The 22,072-nt window shown below is 67.2% G+C and carries 20 protein-coding genes; 10 read left to right on the forward strand and 10 right to left on the reverse strand.

What is annotated here, in order from left to right; all coding sequences use genetic code 11:
* Nucleotides 1-11: 11 nt before the first annotated feature.
* Complete coding sequence (locus tag E1H18_RS16290) at nucleotides 12-1,427, reverse strand: coniferyl aldehyde dehydrogenase (protein ID WP_172270275.1); 1,416 nt, start codon at nucleotides 1,425-1,427, stop codon at nucleotides 12-14.
* Between the two features lie 104 nt (nucleotides 1,428-1,531).
* Here E1H18_RS16290 and E1H18_RS16295 point away from each other — a divergent pair, with 104 nt between their 5' ends.
* Nucleotides 1,532-2,434, forward strand: coding sequence for a LysR family transcriptional regulator (locus tag E1H18_RS16295; protein WP_172270277.1), 903 nt, complete (start codon nucleotides 1,532-1,534; stop codon nucleotides 2,432-2,434).
* Here the strand turns inward: E1H18_RS16295 and E1H18_RS16300 are convergent.
* The 6 genes from E1H18_RS16300 to phnC form a co-directional block, all read right to left on the reverse strand.
* Entirely contained in the window at nucleotides 2,431-3,210 is a 780-nt protein-coding gene (locus E1H18_RS16300; RefSeq protein WP_370526532.1) for an HTTM domain-containing protein, read from the reverse strand. The two genes, E1H18_RS16295 and E1H18_RS16300, sit on opposite strands and share 4 nt — an antisense overlap.
* Nucleotides 3,108-3,554, reverse strand: a complete 447-nt coding sequence (locus E1H18_RS16305; RefSeq protein ID WP_370526533.1) for a hypothetical protein — start codon at nucleotides 3,552-3,554, stop codon at nucleotides 3,108-3,110. The genes E1H18_RS16300 and E1H18_RS16305 overlap by 103 nt, the downstream gene beginning before the upstream one ends.
* Before the next feature lie 3 nt (nucleotides 3,555-3,557).
* Nucleotides 3,558-4,868: a hemolysin family protein gene (locus E1H18_RS16310; protein ID WP_172270281.1), complete on the reverse strand. Its 1,311-nt coding sequence runs from the start codon at nucleotides 4,866-4,868 to the stop codon at nucleotides 3,558-3,560.
* Between the two features lie 151 nt (nucleotides 4,869-5,019).
* Entirely contained in the window at nucleotides 5,020-5,850 is an 831-nt protein-coding gene (gene phnE / locus E1H18_RS16315) for a phosphonate ABC transporter, permease protein PhnE (RefSeq protein WP_172270282.1), read from the reverse strand.
* Nucleotides 5,851-5,858: 8 nt separating this feature from the next.
* The gene (phnD, locus tag E1H18_RS16320) at nucleotides 5,859-6,881 is read right to left on the reverse strand and encodes a phosphate/phosphite/phosphonate ABC transporter substrate-binding protein (RefSeq protein ID WP_172270283.1); all 1,023 of its coding nucleotides are present in this window, start codon (nucleotides 6,879-6,881) and stop codon (nucleotides 5,859-5,861) included.
* Nucleotides 6,878-7,687 carry a phosphonate ABC transporter ATP-binding protein gene (gene phnC / locus E1H18_RS16325; protein ID WP_172270284.1) on the reverse strand — a complete coding sequence of 270 codons (810 nt, stop codon included), beginning with the start codon at nucleotides 7,685-7,687 and terminating at the stop codon, nucleotides 6,878-6,880. Before phnC ends, phnD begins: the two co-directional genes overlap by 4 nt.
* A gap of 237 nt (nucleotides 7,688-7,924) precedes the next feature.
* Between phnC and E1H18_RS16330 the strand changes: the two genes are divergently transcribed.
* The 5 genes from E1H18_RS16330 (at nucleotide 7,925) to E1H18_RS16350 (ending at nucleotide 13,543) form a co-directional block, all read left to right on the forward strand.
* Nucleotides 7,925-9,184, forward strand: a complete 1,260-nt coding sequence (locus E1H18_RS16330) for a type III PLP-dependent enzyme (RefSeq protein WP_172270285.1) — start codon at nucleotides 7,925-7,927, stop codon at nucleotides 9,182-9,184.
* A gap of 109 nt (nucleotides 9,185-9,293) precedes the next feature.
* On the forward strand, nucleotides 9,294-11,030 hold the full coding sequence (locus E1H18_RS16335) for a 6-pyruvoyl-tetrahydropterin synthase-related protein (protein WP_172270286.1): 1,737 nt from the start codon (nucleotides 9,294-9,296) through the stop codon (nucleotides 11,028-11,030).
* Nucleotides 11,031-11,122: 92 nt separating this feature from the next.
* Nucleotides 11,123-12,175, forward strand: coding sequence for a deoxyhypusine synthase (locus E1H18_RS16340; protein ID WP_172270287.1), 1,053 nt, complete (start codon nucleotides 11,123-11,125; stop codon nucleotides 12,173-12,175).
* 60 nt (nucleotides 12,176-12,235) lie between these two features.
* Nucleotides 12,236-13,015, forward strand: coding sequence for a phosphatase PAP2 family protein (locus tag E1H18_RS16345; protein ID WP_172270288.1), 780 nt, complete (start codon nucleotides 12,236-12,238; stop codon nucleotides 13,013-13,015).
* Between the two features lie 36 nt (nucleotides 13,016-13,051).
* A complete protein-coding gene (locus E1H18_RS16350) occupies nucleotides 13,052-13,543 on the forward strand; it encodes a Fur family transcriptional regulator (protein WP_172270289.1) in 492 nt (163 codons plus the stop codon).
* A 104-nt stretch (nucleotides 13,544-13,647) separates the two neighbouring features.
* Here the strand turns inward: E1H18_RS16350 and E1H18_RS16355 are convergent, their stop codons facing one another.
* Together E1H18_RS16355 and E1H18_RS16360 are read right to left on the reverse strand one after the other, a co-directional pair.
* Entirely contained in the window at nucleotides 13,648-16,008 is a 2,361-nt protein-coding gene (locus E1H18_RS16355) for a TonB-dependent receptor (protein ID WP_172270290.1), read from the reverse strand.
* A gap of 230 nt (nucleotides 16,009-16,238) precedes the next feature.
* Complete coding sequence (locus tag E1H18_RS16360; protein WP_172270291.1) at nucleotides 16,239-16,928, reverse strand: response regulator transcription factor; 690 nt, start codon at nucleotides 16,926-16,928, stop codon at nucleotides 16,239-16,241.
* A 74-nt stretch (nucleotides 16,929-17,002) separates the two neighbouring features.
* Between E1H18_RS16360 and E1H18_RS16365 the strand changes: the two genes are divergently transcribed.
* From E1H18_RS16365 to E1H18_RS16375, 3 genes are all read left to right on the forward strand, one after another.
* Nucleotides 17,003-17,659 carry a response regulator transcription factor gene (locus E1H18_RS16365; protein ID WP_172270292.1) on the forward strand — a complete coding sequence of 219 codons (657 nt, stop codon included), beginning with the start codon at nucleotides 17,003-17,005 and terminating at the stop codon, nucleotides 17,657-17,659.
* On the forward strand, nucleotides 17,656-19,035 hold the full coding sequence (locus E1H18_RS16370) for a HAMP domain-containing sensor histidine kinase (RefSeq protein WP_172270294.1): 1,380 nt from the start codon (nucleotides 17,656-17,658) through the stop codon (nucleotides 19,033-19,035). Before E1H18_RS16365 ends, E1H18_RS16370 begins: the two co-directional genes overlap by 4 nt.
* A gap of 337 nt (nucleotides 19,036-19,372) precedes the next feature.
* The gene (locus tag E1H18_RS16375; RefSeq protein WP_194248036.1) at nucleotides 19,373-20,839 is read left to right on the forward strand and encodes an integrase arm-type DNA-binding domain-containing protein; all 1,467 of its coding nucleotides are present in this window, start codon (nucleotides 19,373-19,375) and stop codon (nucleotides 20,837-20,839) included.
* 17 nt (nucleotides 20,840-20,856) lie between these two features.
* On the opposite strand, the gene E1H18_RS16380 is transcribed toward E1H18_RS16375, so the two are convergent.
* Complete coding sequence (locus E1H18_RS16380; protein WP_172270296.1) at nucleotides 20,857-21,036, reverse strand: hypothetical protein; 180 nt, start codon at nucleotides 21,034-21,036, stop codon at nucleotides 20,857-20,859.
* A gap of 598 nt (nucleotides 21,037-21,634) precedes the next feature.
* Between E1H18_RS16380 and E1H18_RS26825 the strand changes: the two genes are divergently transcribed.
* Nucleotides 21,635-22,060 carry a hypothetical protein gene (locus tag E1H18_RS26825; protein ID WP_241736050.1) on the forward strand — a complete coding sequence of 142 codons (426 nt, stop codon included), beginning with the start codon at nucleotides 21,635-21,637 and terminating at the stop codon, nucleotides 22,058-22,060.
* Nucleotides 22,061-22,072 lie beyond the last annotated feature (12 nt).

The following is a 22,072-nucleotide window of genomic DNA, read 5'->3' on the forward strand; positions in this document are numbered from 1 at the left end:
GCAAAGGGGTTTCAGACCAGGGCGGCGCGAAGCGCGTCGATCTTGTCGGCATAGGGAGCGCGAAGGCGCAGGCCGGCGCCGCCGTCGAGCGCCTGGGTCACGACCGGGCGGGCATGACTGAAACGCTCGAAACCGTGCTTGCCGTGATAGGCGCCCATGCCCGAGGCGCCGACCCCGCCGAAGGGTAACGTCTCGATCGAGACATGGGTCATGACGTCGTCGAAGACCAGGGCGCCCGAGGTGGTGCGCGCGGCGAAATCGGCGCGCAGATCGGGGTCCTCGCCGAAGTAGTAGGCCGCCAGAGGCTTGGGATGGGCGTTGATATAGCCGATCGCCTCATCCAGATCGGCATAGGCGCGGATCGGCAGAAGCGGACCGAAGATCTCCTCCTGCATGACCCGCATCGCGTCGGTCGCGCCGAGGATCAGCGTGGGGCCGATCTTGCGCGTCTTCGGATCCAGAGCCGGCTCGCCCGTGGGCGACAGGGGCGCGATCTGGGCCCCCTTCTCCCGCGCGTCGTCGATCAGGGCCGTCAGCCGCTCGTAGTGGCGCGGGCTGACGATCGCCGTGTAGTCGGGGTTGGCCTGGATCGTCGGCAGGGCGCGCGCGACGAACGACCGGGCCGCGGCGGCGAAGGCGTCGATCCGTGCGGCCGACATCATCACATAGTCGGGCGACACGCAGATCTGGCCGGCGTTGAAGGTCTTGACCGTCATCGTCCGCTCGGCGGCGACGACGATATCGGCGTCGGGCGCGACGACCACCGGGCTCTTGCCGCCCAGCTCCAGGGTGACCGGCACGAGATTGGCCGACGCGGCGCGCATGACGTGGCGACCGACCGCGGAGCTGCCGGTGAAGACCAGATGGTCGAACGGCAACGCGGAGAAGGCCGCGCCGACCTCGGCGTCGCCCAGCACCACGCCCAGCTCCATCGGCGAGAAGTACCGCCCGACCAGCTCGGCCAGCAGCTGCGAGGTCCGCGGCGTCAGTTCGGACGGCTTGAGCAGGGCGACATTGCCGGCGGCGAACACGCCGGCCAGCGGCCCGAAGGCGAGGTTGATCGGGAAATTCCAAGGCGAGATGACGCCAACGACGCCCAACGCCTGGCGTTGGATTTCGGTCGTCATCCCGCTCAGCGGCGGCTCGACCGTCTCCGGCGACATCCATCCCGCGAGATGATCGATGGCGTAGCGCAGCGATTTGACGGTCGTGGCGACGTCGGCGACCAGCGACTGATAGGCGCTGCGATGGCCGAAGTCGTCGCTCATCGCCGAGGCCAGCGCCTGATGATTGTCCAGGATCAGGCGCACGGCGCGCTCCAGCCGGTCGCGGCGCAGCGCAGCGTCGGCCGGACCGGCGTCGCGGTGCGCCTGCTGCATGGAGCGGACGATCGAGGTGAGGGTGGCGATGTCGTTGTGGGAAGACATGACGGCTCTTCGTGTCGATGGGATGCGCAGGGTCTATCCCCGCGGGCCGCGAGCCGCCTCGAAGAGGAATGGCGGCCACCCATAATATTGCTTATGGATGCCTTATGTCCGTTCAGCGCCTGCGCACCTTCGTCGAGGTCTATCGCCAGCGGTCGATCAGCGGCGCGGCCCGATCGTTGGGCCTGACGCAGCCCGCCGTGTCGCAGCACATCGCCGCGCTGGAGGCCGCGGTAGGCCATCCCCTGTTCGAGCGCGAAAGCCGCGGCGTCCTGCCGACCGCCGCGGCCCGGGAGTTGGCGGCCGATCTGGGCGACACCCTGGACGTGGCCGAGGCCGCCCTGGCCTCCGCCCGGGCGCGGTCGGCGGACATGTCGGGCGTCATCCAGATCGCCGGAAATGGCGACTTCTTGTCGGAAGTGGTCGCGCCACGTCTGATCCCGCTGCTGGAGATCGGCATGCGCGTGCGGCTGCAGGCCGGCGACCGAGCTCAAGTCGAGGACATGCTGGTCGGCGGGGCCTGCGACCTGGGGATCTTTGCCTATCCGGTCGAGGACCAGCGGCTGCGAAGCGAGAAGATCCGCGACGAGGCCATGTCGGCCGTCGCCGCTCCAGCCGTGGCGGCGCGGATTGCTGCAGCGGCCGACCTGAGCGACGGCCTGGCCGCCGAGGCGATGCTGACCTACAGCCTGGAGCGCCCGCTGCTGAACGACTGGCTGGAGCATAACGGATTGACGGCCAGCGCCCGGTCGCCGGCGGTCATCGGCCAGGACTTGCGGGGACTGTGCAGCCTGCTGCGGGCCGGCGTAGGCTGGTCGGTGCTGCCGCGCTACCTCTCCAGCCCGTTCATCGCGCGCGGGGAGCTGGCGGAGATCCCCTCCCCCAACGGCGCGATCCTCCGGCCGTACTTCCTGGTCTGGGCGCCCAGCGCCCTGCGTCAGCCCCGGATCGCCCACGCGCGCCAGACGCTTCTGTGGGGCCTGTCAAAGGGCGATGCGGTCTCGCCCTAGAACACCCTGGCCTGCAGCCACAGGATCGCCGGATAGGTCGCCAGCCAGGTCCAGAAGAAGCGGTTGAGGCCAAACAGGCAGGCATTGGCCAGATGGAAGGTCGCGGCGATGACCAGGCCCGCATAGAGGGCCGGCGGCCATAGCAAGGTCAGCGGGAAGGCCAGCTCGAAGCCCATCACCGCCCAGGACATGGCCCTGAGCAGCTGCGGGCGATCGGCGAAGGCGCGCAAGCTCTCGGCGACGGGATAGGCCGAAAACTGGAATACGTCGCGCAGGGCGCGTCCGGTCCGCCAATCGGGATTGATGATCTTCACCCAGCCGGAGATGAAGTAGGACAGCACCAGCTGCGCGCCCAGATAGCCGAAGGCCAGCTCCTTCAGGGCCGGCGTGGGCAGGAGGTGCGACAGGGTCAGGCACCACAGGGCCAGCAGGCCCATGCGGTCGCTGCCACCGTTGTAAGGGCCCTGGAAGCGCTGGAGGATCAGCAGCGACAGTCCGGCCAGGGCGACGAGCGGCCAGGGCATGGCCACACCCGCGACGACCAGTCCGCACAGCACGATCCGGACGCCGAACAACACCTTCTCGTCGCGGAAGCCGCGCAGGTGCTCCAGGCTCTGCTGGATCAGCGCCAGGGCCAGAAGCACCTCGGTGTAGCGGAGTGCGGTCTCGAGGGTCATCGCGTCACGATGTCGGCCAGCAGGCGCGGATAGGGCTGGAACAGCACCTCTTGCTCGACGCCCGCATCGCCGCGACTGACGAACACCAGGCGGAAGCAAAGCCAGGGCCGGTCCTCATCCAGCGGCTCTCGCTTCAGGTCGGCGGCGATGCGCTTGAAGAGCTCATCCTCGCTGTGCTGGGGCGTGCGGTCTTCCGCCAGGCGCTCGGCGCAGCTGGCCACGAACAGGGTCTGGTTCCAGCGCGGGTTCCAGACCAGGCGGGCCAGCATCGTCCCGATCGGCGCGTGCGTCGGCTTGGGTCGGAACTCCCGCCAGTCGTCGGCGACATGACCGCGCGTCGGCAGCAAGGCGTACTCGACCCGCGGCGAGGGCGCGATCACGTCGAAGAAGTTCCACGACGGGATCAGCGCCGGCGCCAGCAGCTTCAGCGGGCCGAGCAACACGGGCTAGTCCTCGGCGTCGTCGGTCTTCCGCTTGCCGTGCTTGAGGATGATCTTGTCGATCCGCGAGCCGTCCATGTCGACGATCTCCAGGTCGAAGGCGCCGATCTCGACGTGCTCGCCCTCGGTCGGCAGACGACCCAGCTGGTCCAGGATCAGTCCGGCCACGGTGTGATAGCCGCCCTCGGCCTCGAAGTTCTCGCCCAGGTGATCGTTCAGTTCCTGGATGTCCAGGCGCGCGTCGATCAGCCAGCTGCCGTCGTCGCGACGCAGGATGCGCTTCTCGTCGTCGGCGTGATCCTCGGGGAAGTCGCCAGCGATCATTTCCAGCAGGTCCAGAGGCGTGATCGCGCCCTGCAGCGAGCCGAACTCGTCGACGACCAGGGCCATGTGCAGGCTGGTCGACTTGAAGACCGCCAGGGCCTTCAGCAACGACATGGTCTCGGGAATGGCCACCGGCTGCTGCACGTGGGCCTTCAGGTCCAGCGGCTCGGCGCCCAGGCAGGCGTCCAGCAGGTCCTTCTTGGAGACGACGCCGATGTCGCCGTCGAGGTCGCCCTCGGTGGCCACCAGGATGCGCGAGTGGGCGCTGGCGCGGATCTCGGCCAGCACCGTCTCGGGGCTGTCGGCCAGCGACACCCAGAAGAGGTCGCGGCGCGGGGTCATGGCCACGCGGACCGGGCGATCGCCCAAGCGCAGCACTTCCTGGATCATCGAGCGCTCTTCGGGCTCGATCAGGCCGGACTCGGCGCCTTCGGCCAGCACCGCTTCCACCTCTTCGGTGGTGACGCTGTTATTGCGCTCGTCGCGCACGCCCATCAGCTTCAGCACCGCGGCGGTGGACACCGTCAGCAAGGTCACGAACGGACGCAGCACCGTGGCGACGACCGACAGGAACGGGGCCATGCGGCGGGCGATGGCGTCAGGGAACATCAGGGCCAGGCGCTTGGGCACCAGTTCGCCCAGGATCACCGAGACATAGGTCAGGCCGATGACGACGATGCCCGTCGCGATGGCCTCGGAATATTTGGCGACGACCGGGAAGCCTTCCAGCCAGTGGTCGAGCGCGCCGGCGATGGTGGCCTGGCCGTAGGCGCCGGCGAAGATGCCGATCAGGGTGATGCCGACCTGCACGGCCGAGAGGAACCGAGTCGGGTGCTCAGCCATGTCGAGGGCCAGCTTGGCCCCTTTGTCACCCTTTTCGGCGAGGCCTTGCAGGCGAGCCTTCCGAGCCGAGACGACGGCCAGTTCGGACATGGCGAAAACCCCGTTCAGCAGAACGAGGAGGAAAACGACGGCGAGCGCGACGAGTATCATGGCCCTTCAGGGTCAAGGACGCGTCGCCGGACGGCGACCGCGGCGCGGGCAAGCAGGGGATCCCGGCCCGGTTACTATACAAAGAAAAACGCCGCGGCCTATAGAGCCACGGCGTTTGATGTTCTTTGACGCGAATAGCCGCCGAACTGAACTAAAGCAGGCGCGTCCGGATCACTTGCGACAGCAGGTCGATCAGCGACACGGCCACCACGATGACCAGCACGATGCAGCCGGTCTGGTCGTACTGAAACGCATTGACCGAATCGAGCAGCACCTGGCCCACGCCGCCGGCCCCGATCAGGCCCAGCACGGTGGCCGCGCGGCTCGAGGATTCGAAGCGGTAGAGGGCGTAGCTGGTCCACAGCGGGGCCACCTGCGGGATCACGCCCCAGACGATCTCCTGCAGCTTGACGGCGCCGGTGGCGCGCACGCCCTCGACCGGCCCCTTGTCGATCGACTCGACGGCTTCGGCGAACAGCTTGGCCAGCACGCCGCCGGTGTTGAACATCAGCGCCATCACCCCGGCGAACGGCCCCAGGCCCACGGCGGTGATGAAGATCAGGGCCACGACCAGATCGGGGATCGAGCGGATCAGGTCCAGCAGGCGGCGAACCGGTTGCTGGATCCACACCGGAGTGATGTTGCTGGCGCCCAGCAGGCCCAGCGGGATAGCCACGATGATCGCCAGGAAGGTGCCCCACAGCGCCATCTGGATCGTCTGCCACATCTTGCCGACGTACAGCGACCAGTCGGCGGCCATGAACGCCGCGGGATCGGTGAACGGCGAGAAGAAGCCCTCGGCGAACTCCCGCATCCGCCCCGCTTCCGTGAACAGCTGCGGGAACTTGTCGATCTCAGCCGGTTTGAAGCTGACGATCAGCAGGGCCGCCACGCCGCCCCAGATCAGGACGTCGAAGATCATCGCCGTAGACGAGCGTTTCGGAGCGGCTGGCGGGGCCGCGGCCGGAAGGGTCTCGCTCATCGAGGCTCTCAGTCGGCGGCCGGGGCGGGCAGGCCGGCCTTGCCCTCGGCGGCGACGCGCTCGGCCTTGACGCCGTCGAGGGTCTTCTGGGCGGCGGCGATCTTGGCCTGGTCGCCGGTCTCGCGGGCAAGGCCCAGTTGCTCGAGGGCCTCCATCTCGCGCACCACCAGCAGGTGGGTGTTGTCGGCCGGCTTGAAGCCGCCCATCGACAGGCGCGCCAGATGCTCGCGCTGCAGGGCCGCTTCCGGCGTGTCGCCCTGGCCGTAGGTCAGGAAGAACTGGCGCAGCTTTTCCTTCACGACGGGATCGAGATCCTTGCGCCAGACGATCGGATCCTCGGGCAGGGTCGGCGATTCCCAGATCACCTTGACCTTCGAGGTCTTGTTGTCGCTGCGCTCGGCGTTCAGGCGCAGGGCGGTCGAGTTGTTGGTCGAGGCGTCCAGCTTGTGGTTGGCCACGGCCGCCAGATTGGCGTCATGGCTGGCGCTGAGCACGGTCTTGAAGCAGGTCTCGGGCTTCTTGCCGGCCGGGATGAACACGTAGGTCATCGGCGCCAGGGTGCCCGAGGTCGACTTCTTGTCGCCGATGCCGAAGTTCAGCGTCTTGTCGCACTTGAGCAGACCTTCCAGGGTCAGCTTGCTGTCGGCCGGGACGATGATCACCGACTTGTAGCCGTCGGTGCCCGACGGGTCGAAGGTGCGGGCGAACACCTCGCCGCCCGAGCGGCGAACAGCCTCCAGGCCCGAAGCGTTCGAGAACCAGCCCAGGTCGGTCTGCTTGGCGCCCATGGCCACGATCAGCGACGAATAGTTCGACGAGAAGAACGGCTTCACCTTGAGGCCGGTCTGCTTCTCCATGTCGGCCAGGATCGGCTTCCAGTAGCTCTCCATGTTCTGGGCCGACTCGGTCGACAGGATGGAGAACGTCACCGTGTCCTTGGCGGACGTGGTCGCGGCCTTCTGGCCGCACGAGGCCAGGGCCAGAGCCGAGAAACCGGCGGCGATAGCGATGGCCGAGCGGCGGCTGATCATTGCGGGGCTCCTTCCCAGAACACGTCCTCGAATTCCGGGCCGTAGATGTCGATGAGTTTGTCACGCTTCAGGTCGGCGGCCGGGCCGTCATAGACCTTCTTGCCGGCCTTCAGGGCCACGACCCGGTCGCAGTAGCGCAGGGCGTAGTCCACCTGGTGCAGGGTTACGACGACCGTCAGGCCATCGGTTTGATTGAGATCACGCAGGATCTCCATGACCTTGCGGGCCGAAACCGGATCCAGCGAGGCGACGGGCTCGTCGGCCAGGATGATCTTGGCCTTCTGGACCAGGGCCCGGGCGATGGCGCCGCGCTGCTGCTGGCCGCCCGACAGGGTGTTGGCGCGCTGGGCGGCGTAGTCGGAGACGCCCACCCGGTGCAAAGCCGCCATGGCCGCCTCGCGGGTTTCCTTCGGCCAGCGGCCGAACAGCCCTTGCAGGAAAGAAATGCGACCCAGCGAGCCCAGGGCGACATTGCTGAATAGCGACAGGCGGCCGACCAGGTTGAACTGCTGGGCGATGAAGCCGATGCGGATGCGCGCCTTGCGCACTTCGCCCGACACCTTGCCCTTGGCCTGGACGGGCCCGCCGAAGGCGGTGATGGCGCCCTCGCCCCCATTCTCGCTTGGGGCGTCGATGGTCTGCAGGCCGTCGATCGAGCGCAGAAGCGTGGATTTTCCAGAGCCCGACGGGCCGATGAGCGCGATCATCTCTCCCCGCGCGACGTCGAGGGAGACTTGGTCCAGCGCGCGCCTGGACCCGAAGGTCTTGGACGCGCCGCGGATCGAGAGAACTGGGTCCGACGTCATGGTCGGGGCGAATCCTTAACGTGGTTTCGGGACTTGGGAAATGCGATCTCCGGTTTGGGGGGCGTTCGCAATGAATTTGTGACTTTGGGTGGAGCAATTCACCCCGAAACGGCGCCGCAAAAGGGTCTTTACATCCCAGTCCAATGACCCTATTTCGCTCGCTCCGGCGGACCCGAAGTCCTCTAAAACGCTGCTAACGCCGGCCTGGGTTTAACTTCCAACAGGGGGTTACGTGAATTGCGCACGTACCAAATGCCCCTGGACCTGGTCCGTGAGCGGTCACCGGAACGTCCTGTCGCACTCGTGCGGCCTGACGCGGTTTCCGTAGCTGCGCGCTGGTTCCAGTCTGAATTTAAAGGCGACGTCTTTTATGCGGTGAAGGCCAATCCTTCGCCGTGGGTGATCCGTGAGCTGGCCCAGGCCGGCGTGCGGTCGTTCGACGTCGCATCGCTGAACGAGATCGAGCTGGTGGCCCAGGAGGCCCCGGGTTCGCGCATGGCCTTCATGCACCCGGTCAAGAGCCGCAAGGCGATCTCGGCCGCGTACTTCGACCATGGCGTGAAGACCTTCTCGTTCGACACCCACGAAGAGCTGGCCAAGATCCTGGACGCCACGGGCAACGCCAAGGACCTGAACCTGATCGTCCGCATGGGCGTCCAGGCCGAAGGCGCGGCCTACAGCCTGTCGGGCAAGTTCGGCGTCGAGCCGCACAACGCCCCGGCCCTGCTGCTGGCCGCCCGTCGCGCCACCCAGGACCTGATGGGCGTGTCCTTCCACGTCGGCAGCCAGTGCATGCGCCCGACGGCGTACCAAGCCGCGATGGCCCAGGCCTCGCGCGCCCTGGTCCGCGCTGGCGTGCTGGCCGATGTCGTCGACGTCGGCGGCGGCTTCCCGTCGATCTATCCGGGCATGGTCCCGCCGGACCTCTCCGAATATCTGGCGGCCATCGATCGCGGCTTCGCCGAGATGATGGTCCACGAGACCACCGAGCTGTGGTGCGAACCCGGCCGCGCCCTGGTCGCCGAGGCCTCGTCTCTGCTGGTCAAGGTCGAGCTGAAGAAGGGCGACGCGCTCTATCTGAACGACGGCTCGTACGGCTCGCTGTTCGACGCCGCCCACATGAAGTGGCCGTTCCCCGTGAAGGCCTATCGCAAGACGGGCGAGATGGTGGAAGAAGGCCTCAAGCCCTTCCGCTTCTACGGCCCGACCTGCGACAGCGTCGACCACATGCCCGGCCCGTTCTACCTGCCGGAAAGCGTGGACGAGGGCGACTATATCGAGATCGGCATGCTGGGCGCCTATGGCGTGGCCATGTCGACCCGCTTCAACGGCTTCGGCGAGACCGACACCGTGGAAGTGCAGGACGCCCCGATGGCCTCGATGTACGGCCTGGCCAAGCGCTCGATCCCGGCGGTCCGCCAGGAGAACGAAGAGCGCAAGATCGTGCGCTTCTCGCGTCCCAAGGGCGCGGCCGGCAAGCGCAAGCGCCGCCGCTGATCACGCCGCCTGTCGGTGAGCTCAAAAGGACCGAAGCGCCCCGCGTTTCGGTCCTTTTTCTTTCCACCGCCGACACTTTCGCCTAAGGCGCATTCAACCGGAGGGGCACGTGGAATTTCTGACCAAGAAGAAACTCGGCTGGACGTTCGCCCTGGCGGTGCTGGTGCTGCTGAGCTTCGTCCTGCTGCGCAAGCCGCTGCTGCAGGGCACGGGCTGGAACCATAGCTACTTCTTCAACTCGGCCTGGATCCTGGAGTTCGACGACGCCCTCAAGCGCGGGATCTTCCCGCCGCGCTGGCTGCATGGCGCCTTCGGGGGCATGGGCGCGCCATCGTTCTATTACTACCCGCCGCTGGCCTTCTACATCACCGCGGTCGTGGCCTTCTTCTCGGAGTCGAAGCTGGCCTATGCGCACATCGCCGCGTGGGGCGGGTTCTACATGACCCTGGCCTCGGGCCTGACCATGTTCGCCTGGCTGCGCCGGCAGACAGGCGAGATCCTGGCCCTGGCCGCGGCCGTCGCCTACATCCTCGCGCCCTATCATCAGGTCGACTATTTCGTGCGCGGCTCGATGGGCGAGACCGTGGCCTACATCGTGCTGCCGTTGCTGGCCCTGTGCCTGCAGGGCGCAGCGGCGACGCCGCGCTCGACCGCCAGCGCCCGCGTCTGGATCGCGGGCCTGGCCGTGACCTACGCCCTGCTGATCCTGTCGCATCTGACCACCCTGCTGCTGGTCTCGATCACCCTGCTGCCGATCTACGGCCTGAACCTGGTGTTCCAGGCCCCGGTCGGCGAGCGCAAGGCCGCCTTCCTGCGCTGCGTCGCCGGCGGCGCCCTCGGCATCGCCCTGGCCGCCAGCTACCTGGGACCAGCGGCCTTCATGCAGAAGTACGCCTCGCTGGAGTGGATGTCGGTCGGGGTCTATGAGCCCCATCGCTGGACCCTGTTCCAGTGGTCGCTGTGGCCCAGCCCGGACTTCGCCCTGTCGATGGCCCTCCTCGGCTGGGGGACCGGCGCCCTGGCCTTGGCGGCGATGCTGGCCGTGGCCGGCAAGGACCTGTCGCCGCGCATGAAGGACGCCCTGGCCCTGGGCGCCTCGGTGCTGCTGGCCGTGCTCTTCTACGCCCTGCCCTGGGTCTGGCAGGGGCCGCTGGGCAAGGTCCAGTTCCCGTTCCGCCTGCTGGTCGGCATGGAGTTCGCCGCGATCGCCGCGGTATTCCTGGCCTTGGCCTCAGGCCGCTGGCTGCGCCTGCTGGTCCTGGTCCCGCTGGCCCTGATCCCGATCGAGCGCGGCTATCGCCTGCAGGTCCCCGGCATCGTCATGCACGAAGCCCAGTCGGGCGAGATCGACGCCAATGTCGTCACCCGCATCGCCATCCGCCGCGCGCCCGACGAGCACCTGCCGGCCGGCTTCGATCCCGCCACGCCGCGCTTCACGGCCGATTCCATCGGCTTTTCGAGCCTGCTGGCCATGCCGCTGGCCACCCCGCTGGGCCCGGCGAAGATCGGCCCCGCCGACACGTTCCCGGACGGCAGCATGGCGGTCCAGGTCGACACCGCCCAACCGACCCGCATCGTGCTGCGCAGGTTCTATTTCCCCACCTGGGAGGTCGGCCGCGTGCAGGATGGCCCCGATCCGAAGGTCGCCTCCGAAGCCTATGGACCCGAGCGTCTGCTGTCGTTCGTGGCCGAGCCTGGCGTCCACACCTATCGGATCCGCATCGTCCGCTCGACGTTGGAGAAGGCAGCCGACACGATCTCGATCCTGGCTCTGCTGCTGGTCCTCTGGCTTGTGATCCCGGCTCTCGTGGAAGCGCTTAAAAAAATTCGCAAACCGGCTATATAGCCGCCGCAACGAACCAAATCCCTTCGCCGGTCGCTCCGTCCCGGCGTGTTTTCGGGTCACGACGGGCGCTCACCCTCAGAGGATACTCTGTCATGAACGCTCCCGTTCCGAACAACCAGAAGGCCGAGCTGCTGCAGAACGTGGTCGAGCACATCGACATCACGTCGTTCGACGCCCGCCCGATCATCGACTCGATGCGCAAGATGTCGTTCAGCTCGCGCGACACCGCCCGCGCCGCCGACATCTTCAACATGGCCCTGGCCGACAAGGCCTGCTCGCCGTGGCTGATCCTGGCCGGCTCGACCTCGGCCGGCGGCTGCATGCACGTGTACCGGGACATGGTGAAGAACGGCATGATCGACGCCGTGGTCGCCACCGGCGCCAGCATCGTCGACATGGATTTCTTCGAGGCCCTGGGCTTCAAGCACTATCAGGCCGCCGGCCCGGTCGACGACAACGTGCTGCGCGACAACTATATCGACCGCATCTACGACACCTATATCGACGAGGAAGAGCTCCAGAACTGCGATCACACGATCCTGGAGATCTGCAACCGCCTGGAGCCGCGCGCCTATTCCTCGCGCGAGTTCATCTGGGAGATGGGCAAGTGGCTGAGCGAGGGCAACGCCAAGAAGCCCGGCTCGCTGATCCAGACGGCCTATGAAGAAGGCGTGCCGATCTTCTGCCCGGCCTTCGTCGACAGCTCGGCGGGTTTCGGCCTGGTCAAGCACCAGAAGGAACGCATCGCCGCCAAGCAGCCCTATCTGATGATCGACGCGGTCGCCGACTTCCGCGAACTGACCGACATCAAGATCGCGGCCGGCACCACGGGCCTGTTCATGGTCGGCGGCGGCGTTCCCAAGAACTTCGCTCAAGACACCGTCGTCTGCGCCGAGATCCTCGGCGTCGAGGCCGACATGCACAAGTATGCCGTCCAGATCACGGTCGCCGACGTGCGCGACGGCGCCTGCTCGTCGTCGACGCTGAAGGAAGCCGCCTCTTGGGGCAAGGTCGACACCACCTTCGAACAGATGGTCTTCGCCGAAGCCACCACCGTGGTGCCGCTGATCGCCTCGGACGCCTATCACCGCGAAGCCTGGAAGGGCCGCGAGAAGCCGCGCTGGAACAAGCTGTTCGGCAAGTAAGCTTGAACGTTCACGCTTGAAAATGCAGGGTCCCCGGACGCGAGTTCGGGGACCTTTTTCATGCGTGCGATCTGGATCGGCCTGACGGCCCTGGCGCTCTCCAGCTGCGCCACCGCGCCTCATGGTATCCAGGCCGAGCGCGGCCGCTACCTGGCCAAGGGCGCCTATGACGCCAAGGCCCTGTTGCCCGCCCCGCCCGCCAAGGGCACGCCGCTGGCGGAGCGCGACCGCGAGATCTTCCACGCCACTCGCGCCCTGAAGGACACCCCGCGCTGGTCGCTGGCCCAGGCCGACAATGTCGAGGAGAACATCCTCACCGGCTATGCCTGCGCCCTGGGCGCCACCCCGACGCTGGAGGCCAATCCCAAGCTGGCCGCGCTGCTGCTGCGGATGAGCCGCGACGTGCGCCCCGCCGTCAGCGGTCCCAAACTGAAATACCGCCGCCCGCGCCCCTATCTGGCCGAAGGGGGCCCAATCTGCATCAAGCGCAGCCTGGGCCTGTCGATCGCCCCCGACTATCCGTCAGGCCACTCGACCTGGGGCTGGAGCGTCGGCCTGCTGCTAGCCGAGATCGCGCCCGACCGCGCTGACGCCATCCTGGCCCGCGCCAAGGCGTTCGGCGAAAGCCGCGTGGTGTGCGGCGTGCACAACATGAGCTCGGTCGAGGCCGGCGCCCAGAACGCCCGCAACCTGTTCGCCACCCTCAAGGCCTCGCCGACCTTCCAGGCCGACCTCGCCGCCGCCCGCGCGGAACTGGAAGCCGCCCGCGCCAGAGGCCCCACCCCGGACGCGGCGCGCTGCGAGGCCGACGCGGCGGTGCTGGCCCGGCCTCTCCTCTAGCTTGCGCCGGAACGCTCGGCCCTCTACCTCTTGGCCATGGCTCACGGCGAAACCTCCTGCGGACACGACCACCACCATCACGGCGTCGCCGGCGCGGCCCTGGCCGCTGAACTGGCCGCGGCCGAGGCCCGCTGCGTCGCCGCCGAGCAGCGCCTGACCGCCCCGCGCCGCCGGGTGCTGGAACAGCTGCTGCAGGCTGGCCAGCCGGTGAAGGCCTATGACCTGATCTCGACCTTCGGCGGCGAAGGCCCTCCCGCCAAGCCGCCGACCGTCTATCGCGCCCTCGACTTCCTGGAGAAGCAGGGCTTCGCGCACCGGATCGAGAGCCTCAACGCCTATGTCGCCTGCCGCAAGGAAGCCGACGGCCACGCCGCGGCGTTCCTGATCTGCGACTGCTGCGGCGCGACCCGCGAGATCGAGCCCGCCGCCAGCGCCGACATCATCACGGCCGGCGCCGCGGCCGGCTACGCCCTGACCGGCGTGACGATCGAAGCCCACGGCCTCTGCGCCGACTGCCGGGGCGCCTGACTTAAATCCATATGCGAAAAAGCCGCCGACGCAGGATGCGACGGCGGCTTTGACGTGTTCGGCAGGACCGCATCGTCTTGTGACGACGCGGTCCCGGTACCCGATCAATACTTCAGGCTGACTTCCAGGCCGAAGGTGCGCGGCTCGTTGAAGTTGGCGTAGTCGCCGATCGCGTTGGTGCCCGAGCGACCTTCCGTCGAGCGACGGTAGATGTAGTCGGCGTTGAGCAGGTTGCGCGACCAGACCGACAGGGTGATGTCCTGGCCGTCAGCCACGCGCCAGTTGGCGAGCGACGCGCGACCGTTGACCACGAAGGCGTCGTCCGTCTTCTGGTCCGACTGCTCGAAGCTCTGCGTGCCGGTCGAGAAGTTGGCGTCCAGGTGGAAGCGCAGGTCCGCAAAGCCCATCGGGTAGGTGTAGTCGACCGAGCCGCTCAGGGCGTGCTTGGGCGTGTAGATGATATAGACCGGCTGGATCGTGCCGCAGGTCGGGCAGTTGGCCGACGCCGGGAAGGGGTTGCGGGCCGCCGGGACGTTGGTCTCGGTATAGGCGTAGGCGAACGATGCGCGAAGGCCGTCGGCCAGGCGCGCGTTCATGTCGAACTCGACGCCGCGGATGTCCGTCGTGCCCGGAGCGTTGACGGTTTCCACGGTGTTGCGGGTGTTGCCCGTGACGGGGTCCGGCGCGACCAGCGTGAATTCGATCTGGGTGTTCGTGCGGTCCATGTCGAACACGGCCAGGTTCACGTTCACGCGGTCGAACAGGAACGCCTTCAGGCCCAGCTCGAAGCTCTTGACCTCTTCCGACGCGAACGGCGCGTACGACAGCGAGCGCGAATTGGCGCCGCCGGCGCGATAGCCGGTCGAGTAGGTGCCGTACACGTTGACGCTGGGGGTCAGGTCATAGGCCACGGTGGCGACCGGGTCGAAGCGGTCTTCCTTCAGCTTGAAGCCGAAGTTACGGGCCGTGTTGCTGACCTTGTAGAGCGTGCCTTCCTTGTTGTCCCAGGTCTGACGGCCACCCAGGGTCAGCTTCAGCTGGTCGTTCAGGATCGGCGGCGTGTAGACGGTGTGGACGAAGATGCCCTTGCTTTCCGACTCGGCGACGCTGCCGCGGTCGATGGCGCGGAAGCCGCGGGTGATGCCGGCGGTGCGCGGGTCACGGACGACATAGGCGCCGTTCGAGCCGACATAGGTCAGCGAGCTAGGCGTCGCCGCCTCTTCCCAGGCCTTTTCGTAGAAGTAGTAGAGGCCGACCACGTAGTCGAAGCGGCCTTCCAGGGCCGAGCCGACGAACTGGAATTCCTGGCTGCGCTGGAACTGGGCCATGTCCGACAGGCTGTAGCGCGAGAAGTTGCGCGCGGCGTTGCCTTCCGGAGCATTGGGCTGGAACACCGGCGGACGGTTCGGGCCGCCAGCGTTGTCGTACTGCTCGACCCACACGTCGCGATAGGCGGTGATCGACCGGATATCCAGGTTCGGGTTCACTTCCCAGTTGATGTGCAGCGAGTGACCCGAGATCTCGTCGATGCTGTTCTGCTGCGGCACGCCGACGTCGGCGACCTTCTGGCGCTTGGTGTGGACGCCCACGCCGGGCGGCAGCGGCGAGATGGTGCCGCTGGGACGCGGGAACGCCGTCGAGACGGGCAGGTTCAGCGGGTTGTAGCTGACCAGCTGGCTGATGAACGGCGTGCTTTCGCTGTAGCCGCTGTCATAGGCGTAGAGGGCCGAGACGTTCGAGGTCGGCTTCCACAGGGCCGAGACGCGGATGCCGCGACGGTTCAGGTAGTTCCAGCCTTGCTGGCCCTGCATCGGGTTCTTGGTGGTGGCGTCGTGGCGCTGCAGGGCGCCGTCGATCTTGACGCTGAAACCGGCCACTTCGGGCAGGTCCAGGTGGCCATCGAAGTTGTAGCCGTTGAAGTTGCTGACGCCAGCGGTGGCGCGCAGGCCGTATTCGCCGGTCGGGCGACGGGTGACGAGGCTGACGGCGCCGCCTTCGGTGTTACGGCCAAACAGCGTGCCTTGCGGACCGCGCAGCACTTCGACGCGCTCGATGTCCAGCATGCCGGCGTTCAGGCCCTGCTGGCGGCCAAGGTACACACCGTCCAGATAGATGCCGACGCCCTGTTCGCGGGCGGGCTGGTTGGCGTCGTTGGGCACGATGCCGCGGATGCCGACGGTCAGGGCGGTCGAGCGCGACTCGAAGGTGGTCATGCGCAGGGTCGGGACGCTGCTGGCGATGTCGAGCAGCGACTGGACCTGGCCGTTCTTCAGCGTCTCGGCGTCGACGACGGCGATGGCGATCGGCGTGTCGCGCAGCTTGGTCTCGCGCTTGGTGGCCGTGACGATGACGCCGTCGATGTTGGTGTCGAGGTCAGCCTCGTTCTCGGCGAAGGCCGCGCCCGGCAGAGCGATCAGAGCCACGCCGGCGAGAATGCTGCGACGGAAATTGGAATGGAATTTCATCGGTTATCCCCTGTTATTGGGGACGACAGCTAAAGAGCCTTCATGCCAGAACCGACACGATTGCAAGAAGGTTAGACTTCAGTTTCAAGAAGAACGACGTCACTGCACTTGGCGCGCAAGTACATTGAAACTCCAGTCTTTCTCCAAAATTCCCTCACCGCAAGATTACGCTCGACTATGGCCGAGCTTTTAGGGCGAGACTATGGCTTGAGAGTCTTCAGGCGCGGCGATCAGGCCGCTTGCGGGTCCAGGCGATAGCCGCGGGCGCGCACATTGGCCAGCACGCCAGGCGCGCCGGCGTTCTCCAGCTTCTTGCGCAGATGGGCCAGGTGGCTGAGCACCGTGCTCTCCTTGGCGCCGCCACGCAGGCCGCACAGCGGGGCGAGGTCGGCGATCGAGAACACATGCAGCGGCTGGCGGGCCATATGGGCCAGCAGATGGAACTCGGTCACGGTCAGCTCGATGCGCTGACGTCCGCGCGGCGCATCCAGCGTGACGATATAGTGCTCGGGATTGATCTCCAGCGGCCCGACCCGGAGGTAGGACGATCCCAGACCGACCTTGCAGCGGCGCAGGATCGACTGCGTTCGCGCGGTCAGCTCGGCCGGCGAAGTCGGCCCGACCACGCAGTCGTCAGCCCCGATCCGCAGCGCCTGCAGATTGTCGCCTGCCCGGCCGCCGTCCAGAACCATGATGATCGGGGTGTCGCCCCGGCGGCGCAGCGCGCCCAGCACCTGCCACGCATCCTGACCCGCAATGCGGCTGTCCAGCACGACCAGGTCCGGGCGCAACGCCTCGTCCAGATCCAGCGCCTCGCGTCCCTCGACCGCCACGGCGGTGCGGAAGCCTTCACGGCGGAAGGCCTCGTCCAGCCCATCGGCGGCGGAACTGTCGGTCGCAAGAAGAACGAGCGCGCTCATGGGCCCGACCTCTAGGAAGCGAACCTGAGTCGAAGCTGAGACAGCTGTCACGAATTCGGGCTAGATCGCTTTCCATGCGCCTGCTGCTTGTCGAAGACGATCCGCACCTGGGGCCGGCGATGCGGCGGGCCCTCGAAGCCGACCGCTACGCCGTCGACCTGGCCGCCACCGCCGAGGACGCTTCGGCCATGGCGCGGGTGCATGACTATGGCGTTGTGCTGCTGGATCTTGGCCTGCCGGACGGCTCGGGCCTGGAGGTGCTGCGCGACATCCGCAATCGCTCGCGCACCCTGCCCGTCATCGTCGTCACCGCCCAGGATCGCGTCGCCCAGCGCATCGCCGGCCTGGACATGGGGGCCGATGACTATCTGGTGAAGCCGGTCGACATCGACGAACTGCTGGCCCGTGTGCGCGCCCAGCTGCGCCGCACCGAAGGCCGGGCCGACCAGCACCTGACAGCCCGCAACGTCAGCCTGGACCTGGCTGGCCGCGTGGCCTTCAGGGACGATCAGCCCGTAGCCCTGACCGCCAAGGAGTTCAAGCTGGCCGCCCTGCTGCTGCGCCGGGCCGGCGGCTTTGTCAGCAAGGAGGAGATCGACACGGCCCTCCACGCCGATGACACCGTGGTCAGCGCCAACGCCATCGAGGTCACCGTCTCCTCGATCCGTCGCAAGCTGGGAGCCGACTTCGTGATCACCGCGCGCGGCCTGGGCTACATGGCGCCGCGATGAGGCTGCGAGCGCGCTCCCTGTCGTTGCGGCTGTTCGCGCAGCTTTCGGTCCTGCTGGCCCTGGCGGGCCTGTCGATGGTCGTGCTGACCGTGGCGGTGATCCAGAAACAGGTCGAGGCCGTGGCCGATCGGGATCTCGCCGTCGCCGCCAAGACTCTGGTCGTGCTGATGCACGAGGAGATCGACAGCCAGGCCCACCGTCGCCGCGCCGCCGCCCTCCTCAGCCGCGAGGACGTCGCGGCCTTCAAGACCGCCTCCGACTGGCGCGAGTTCGCCATTCTTCGCAACGGAACGGTCGCCTTCAAGTCCGCCCGACCGATCGCCGACTCCGCCTTGGCGCAGAGCAGCGGTTTCCACGACTTCCGGGTCGACGGCGCGCGCTGGCGCAGCTTCACCCGCGCCGCGCCCGAGCATGGGCTCAGCATCGTCGTCGCCGAGCCGATGTCGGTGCGGACGGTGGTCATCCGGCGGATCCTGTCGCGCCTGGCCCTGCCCATGATCGGCCTCCTGATCGGGGCCTGGATCTGCCTGTGGCTGGCGCTGAAGCACGGCCTGCGGGACCTGAGCCTGTTGAGCTCCGTCGTATCGCGGCGCAGCGCCCAGGACCTGGAGCCGCTGGCGCCGACGCCGTGGGCCCACGAGCTGCATGGCCTGATCGCGGCGCTGAACCGCCTGTTCGAGCGGGTGAAGGCGGCGTTCGAGCACGAGCAGATGTTCACCGCCATGGCCGCCCACCAGTTGCGCACGCCGCTGGCCACCCTGCGGGTCCAGGCTCAGCTCCTAGGCAAGGCCGCGCCGGACGCGCTCGGGGGCGAGTGCGACGACCTCCTGCACAGCATCGATCGGGCCTCGTCCTCGGTGAACCAGATGCTGCGCCTGTCGCGCCTGCAGGCCACATCGCTGTCCTACGGCCGCGTCGACCTTCGCGACCTGATCGGCCGCGCTGTCGGCGACCACGCCCTGACTGCCGCCCAGGGCGGCATCGACATCGCCCTGGACGTCGGCCCCCACGCCCGCTGGCTGGTCACCGACGGCGAGGTGCTGCACCTGGCCCTGAGCAATCTGATCGAGAACGCCATCCGCCACGCCGCATCCGGCGGCGAGCTGCGCATCGCCACCCGCACGGTCGGCCGCCGGCTGGCTATAGACGTCCTGGACCGCGGCCCCGGCATCCCCATCGCCCAGCGCGTCCGCGCCCTGGAGCCCTACCAGACCCTGGGCTCACAGACCGGCCGCAGCGGCCTGGGCCTGGCCATCGTCACCCGCGCCGTCGCCATCCTGGGCGGAACCGTCACCCTGGACGCCCGCACCGACGGCCCTGGCCTGGCCGTGACCCTGATCCTGAGCACGGCGACCCGCGAGGCGCCGTCCGTCTGATCTGAATTCTGAAAGAAAACCCCGCGCGCAGCGCCAAATCCGCTGTCGCCAACAGGCCTCAAAGGGCCCGAATGATGTCAGGAGAAAATGGCGCGCCCGGAACGATTCGAACGTCCGACCCTCAGATTCGTAGTATCGCCAACTATTAGCGCCACCTTTACGCTATAGTACGCCACATCGCGAAAGTTATTGTTCTTTCTATATATTCCCATTCACGGGTCGAACGTGTTAGTATAGCTGCGAAGGTCAGAATTTAGACTTTTATGGACATCTCCCCTGATTAGCGCCCGTACTAAATCCGGCCACAAGCAACGCAGCTGACCCTTAGATTTTGGACATGAGCAGCCAAACGTTTTCGTTCTCGGACCGAGCGCTCGCCCAACTCCCCCTGGCGAGCAAGGGCCAGTACATGGTTCGCGATAGCGACCTTCGCGGCTTCTTCGTCGTCGTGGGCGCCCGCAAGAAGACATACGTCGTCCAGGCCGAGTTCTGGCAGGACGGCCAGCGCAAAGGAAAGCGCCTGGCGATCGGCAACGTTGACGAGATGCCCTTGCGCGAGGCCAGGGTCGCCGCCAGGGGTACTCTGGCCAGAATCCTCAGCGGCGCCCTTCACCGCGAGGAGGCGGAGGCCAAGGCGGCTGCGGAAGCAGCGGCGGCCTCCGCCATCGGGACTGCCGAAGACGGCAAAGGCGTCACCTTGAGGCAGGCGTGGGCGCGCTACCGGACTTCGCATATGGAGCGGAAGGGGCGGAGCGAGGCCACCATTGAGGGATACGGCGACCACGTCGAGCGCCTGTTCTCCGACTGGCTCGACAAGCCGCTAAGCGAGTTGGGCGAGGCTCCGGGGATCGTCGCCGACCGCCATGACAAGATCACACGCGACAATGGGCCCGGTATCGCCAATGGCGCGATGCGGACGTTGCGGGCGATCTACAACCATGCCCGCAAGCGCAACCGGGATCTGCCGCCCGAGAACCCGACGCTCGCTGTCGACTGGAACGTGGTCAAACGGCGGGATACGGCCATGGGTGTCGAGGACCTGCCGGGGTGGTTTGAACAGGCCAAGCGCCTTCGCCATCCGATCCGGCGAGAATTCCACCTGTTCACGCTGCTGTCGGGCAGCCGGCCAGCTGCTCTTCTCAGGGCCCGCGTAGAGCACCTGAACCTTCGTGAACGGGTGCTGCACATCCCGCGCCCCAAGGGTGGCGAGGACCGCGCGTTCGATATCCCGCTGTCGCGCGCGATGATCCGCTGCCTCATCCGCGCGATGCGCGCCAGTCGCTTCATGCTTCCCGACCAGGCCGCGACCTGGATTTTCGCTGGCGAAAGCCGCGAGGGACACATGACCGTGCACCGCGAGGAGCGCCAGGTCCTCTGCAAGTTCGGCAATGACCTTCGCCAGACCTATCGCACCGTCGGGCAGGCAGCCGGTCTTTCCGAGCTCGACTGCCACCTGCTGATGAACCACAGCTTGCCCGGCGTGAACGCTGGCTACATCACCCGCGCCAAGCTTCTCGTGGGCCACTTGCGCAAGGCCCAGGAGGAGGTTTCCCAACTCGTGATCTCCCGGTCGGGTAGCGACGGGACGCGCTGGCCGAAGCTGCCGTCGAGGAAGATCGGCGATCCTCTGCGCGACCCGACGCCGCCAGACCGGCGGACCAAAGCTTATTGCCACGCGAACCCCCTCACGGTGGAAGGAAAGCCCCGCCGGCGCGTCGGCCGGCCGCCGACCAGAGCAGCACCAGCGCCAACCTCCTCGTCGACACCGCGCACGCCAGGGGGGACTGCGCACGCCTCGGGCTGAGCCGATCCTGCCAGACCTCAGCGGCTTGCGAAGGTCGCCTGGGCGCGGGCTCGACGACGCGTGCGCCGCGCCTCATCCTTGATCTCCGAAACCGCGTACTGGATGTCGCGGATCGTGTCGGCCCAGGAGAACGGCGGCCGCTCGCGTATCCAGCCCAGGACTTCAGTAGCGGTGGGTTCATGGAAGCGGGCAGGCATCCGAGCAACTACAGCAGTCGATGGTTCCGAGCCCGACACCTGACCGGACGTCTTCCAATCGCGCAAGGGAGGGTTCCAGGAAACCGTCGTCGAACCACTCCTGTTCGTCGGCGGTCGGCTCGGCGGCTGGCCGCGAGATGCGCGCGGCAAGGACTGCGTTGTCCGCCAGCCGAGCGAAGCCCGCCGGCGAAAGCGGATCGATCGCCTCGGCGTGGCCCCTGGCCCAATCCGCCCACCTGGCCAGAGCGCCGTTCGGTGGCGCCGTCCGCTCAAGCGCGCGGGGCGAAGGCCTGGCGGCCGTCATCACGCTCCTAGGCGCGTGGATGGCCAGAGGCGGAATTCAGGATCGTCGTGACGGGCGGACATAGCAGCCGCTGACCGGCGCGTTCTCGGTCGAAGGCTTCGGCGCCGATGACCAAACGTCGAGCGATCGCTCGCTCCCGCTTCATGCAGGATCAGTATTCCAACTATAGAGGTGGGGATTCGCAGCCAGGAAGTCGCGGCGCATGGCGCGCGCCTCCGCCATCCGGGGCGTGGCGGCTTCCCATGCCTCAACGGCAGCGATCAAGGCCCCGGCCCGATTCAGACAGGCGTCAGCGTGCTTGATGACGACAAGGTTGGGCGTGGCTTGAGGGCGAATGCTCAGGAGCGCCTCGATGGCGGCGTGTTCACGGCCGGCCCCGAGCCGATCGGCCAGGACGGCCAAGGCCACCGCCGCCGATCGACCAACGCCGTGACGACAGTGGATGAGCAGCGAGCCCGCCGCATTGGCGCGGCCAAAGGCGATTGCCTGGCCAACCTGCTCAAGCTCAGCCACCCTGACGCCAAGGCTATCGTCATCGACATCCTCGAACGCCAGGACGAGGTGGGGCGGCTTGGGGGCCCGATGGAACCGGAGCTTGTCAGCAGGACGGCATGCCGGATCTTCCAAGGTGATGACGGCCTCGAAACGTCGCTTGTGACGCCAAGCTTGGCTAAGGCTTGTGACAGCAATCGATCCAGGATCAGCCATTGGGCCCATTGAACGCCTTCCGTA

Origin of the sequence: Caulobacter sp. RHG1, from assembly GCF_013181195.1 — a bacterium.
In the GTDB taxonomy this organism is placed as follows: Bacteria; Pseudomonadota; Alphaproteobacteria; order Caulobacterales; family Caulobacteraceae; genus Caulobacter.

Bases quoted from the DNA above. Each gene is read 5' to 3' on its own strand.
- E1H18_RS16290 (WP_172270275.1), bottom strand. From the start codon at position 1,427: ATGTCTTCCCACAACGACATCGCCACCCTCACCTCGATCGTCCGCTCC.
- E1H18_RS16295 (WP_172270277.1), top strand. From the start codon at position 1,532: ATGTCCGTTCAGCGCCTGCGCACCTTCGTCGAGGTCTATCGCCAGCGG.
- E1H18_RS16310 (WP_172270281.1), bottom strand. From the start codon at position 4,868: ATGATACTCGTCGCGCTCGCCGTCGTTTTCCTCCTCGTTCTGCTGAAC.
- phnE (WP_172270282.1), bottom strand. From the start codon at position 5,850: ATGAGCGAGACCCTTCCGGCCGCGGCCCCGCCAGCCGCTCCGAAACGC.
- phnD (WP_172270283.1), bottom strand. From the start codon at position 6,881: ATGATCAGCCGCCGCTCGGCCATCGCTATCGCCGCCGGTTTCTCGGCT.
- phnC (WP_172270284.1), bottom strand. From the start codon at position 7,687: ATGACGTCGGACCCAGTTCTCTCGATCCGCGGCGCGTCCAAGACCTTC.
- E1H18_RS16340 (WP_172270287.1), top strand. From the start codon at position 11,123: ATGAACGCTCCCGTTCCGAACAACCAGAAGGCCGAGCTGCTGCAGAAC.
- E1H18_RS16345 (WP_172270288.1), top strand. From the start codon at position 12,236: ATGCGTGCGATCTGGATCGGCCTGACGGCCCTGGCGCTCTCCAGCTGC.
- E1H18_RS16350 (WP_172270289.1), top strand. From the start codon at position 13,052: ATGGCTCACGGCGAAACCTCCTGCGGACACGACCACCACCATCACGGC.
- E1H18_RS16355 (WP_172270290.1), bottom strand. From the start codon at position 16,008: ATGAAATTCCATTCCAATTTCCGTCGCAGCATTCTCGCCGGCGTGGCT.
- E1H18_RS16360 (WP_172270291.1), bottom strand. From the start codon at position 16,928: ATGAGCGCGCTCGTTCTTCTTGCGACCGACAGTTCCGCCGCCGATGGG.
- E1H18_RS16365 (WP_172270292.1), top strand. From the start codon at position 17,003: ATGCGCCTGCTGCTTGTCGAAGACGATCCGCACCTGGGGCCGGCGATG.
- E1H18_RS16370 (WP_172270294.1), top strand. From the start codon at position 17,656: ATGAGGCTGCGAGCGCGCTCCCTGTCGTTGCGGCTGTTCGCGCAGCTT.
- E1H18_RS16375 (WP_194248036.1), top strand. From the start codon at position 19,373: ATGAGCAGCCAAACGTTTTCGTTCTCGGACCGAGCGCTCGCCCAACTC.
- E1H18_RS16380 (WP_172270296.1), bottom strand. From the start codon at position 21,036: ATGCCTGCCCGCTTCCATGAACCCACCGCTACTGAAGTCCTGGGCTGG.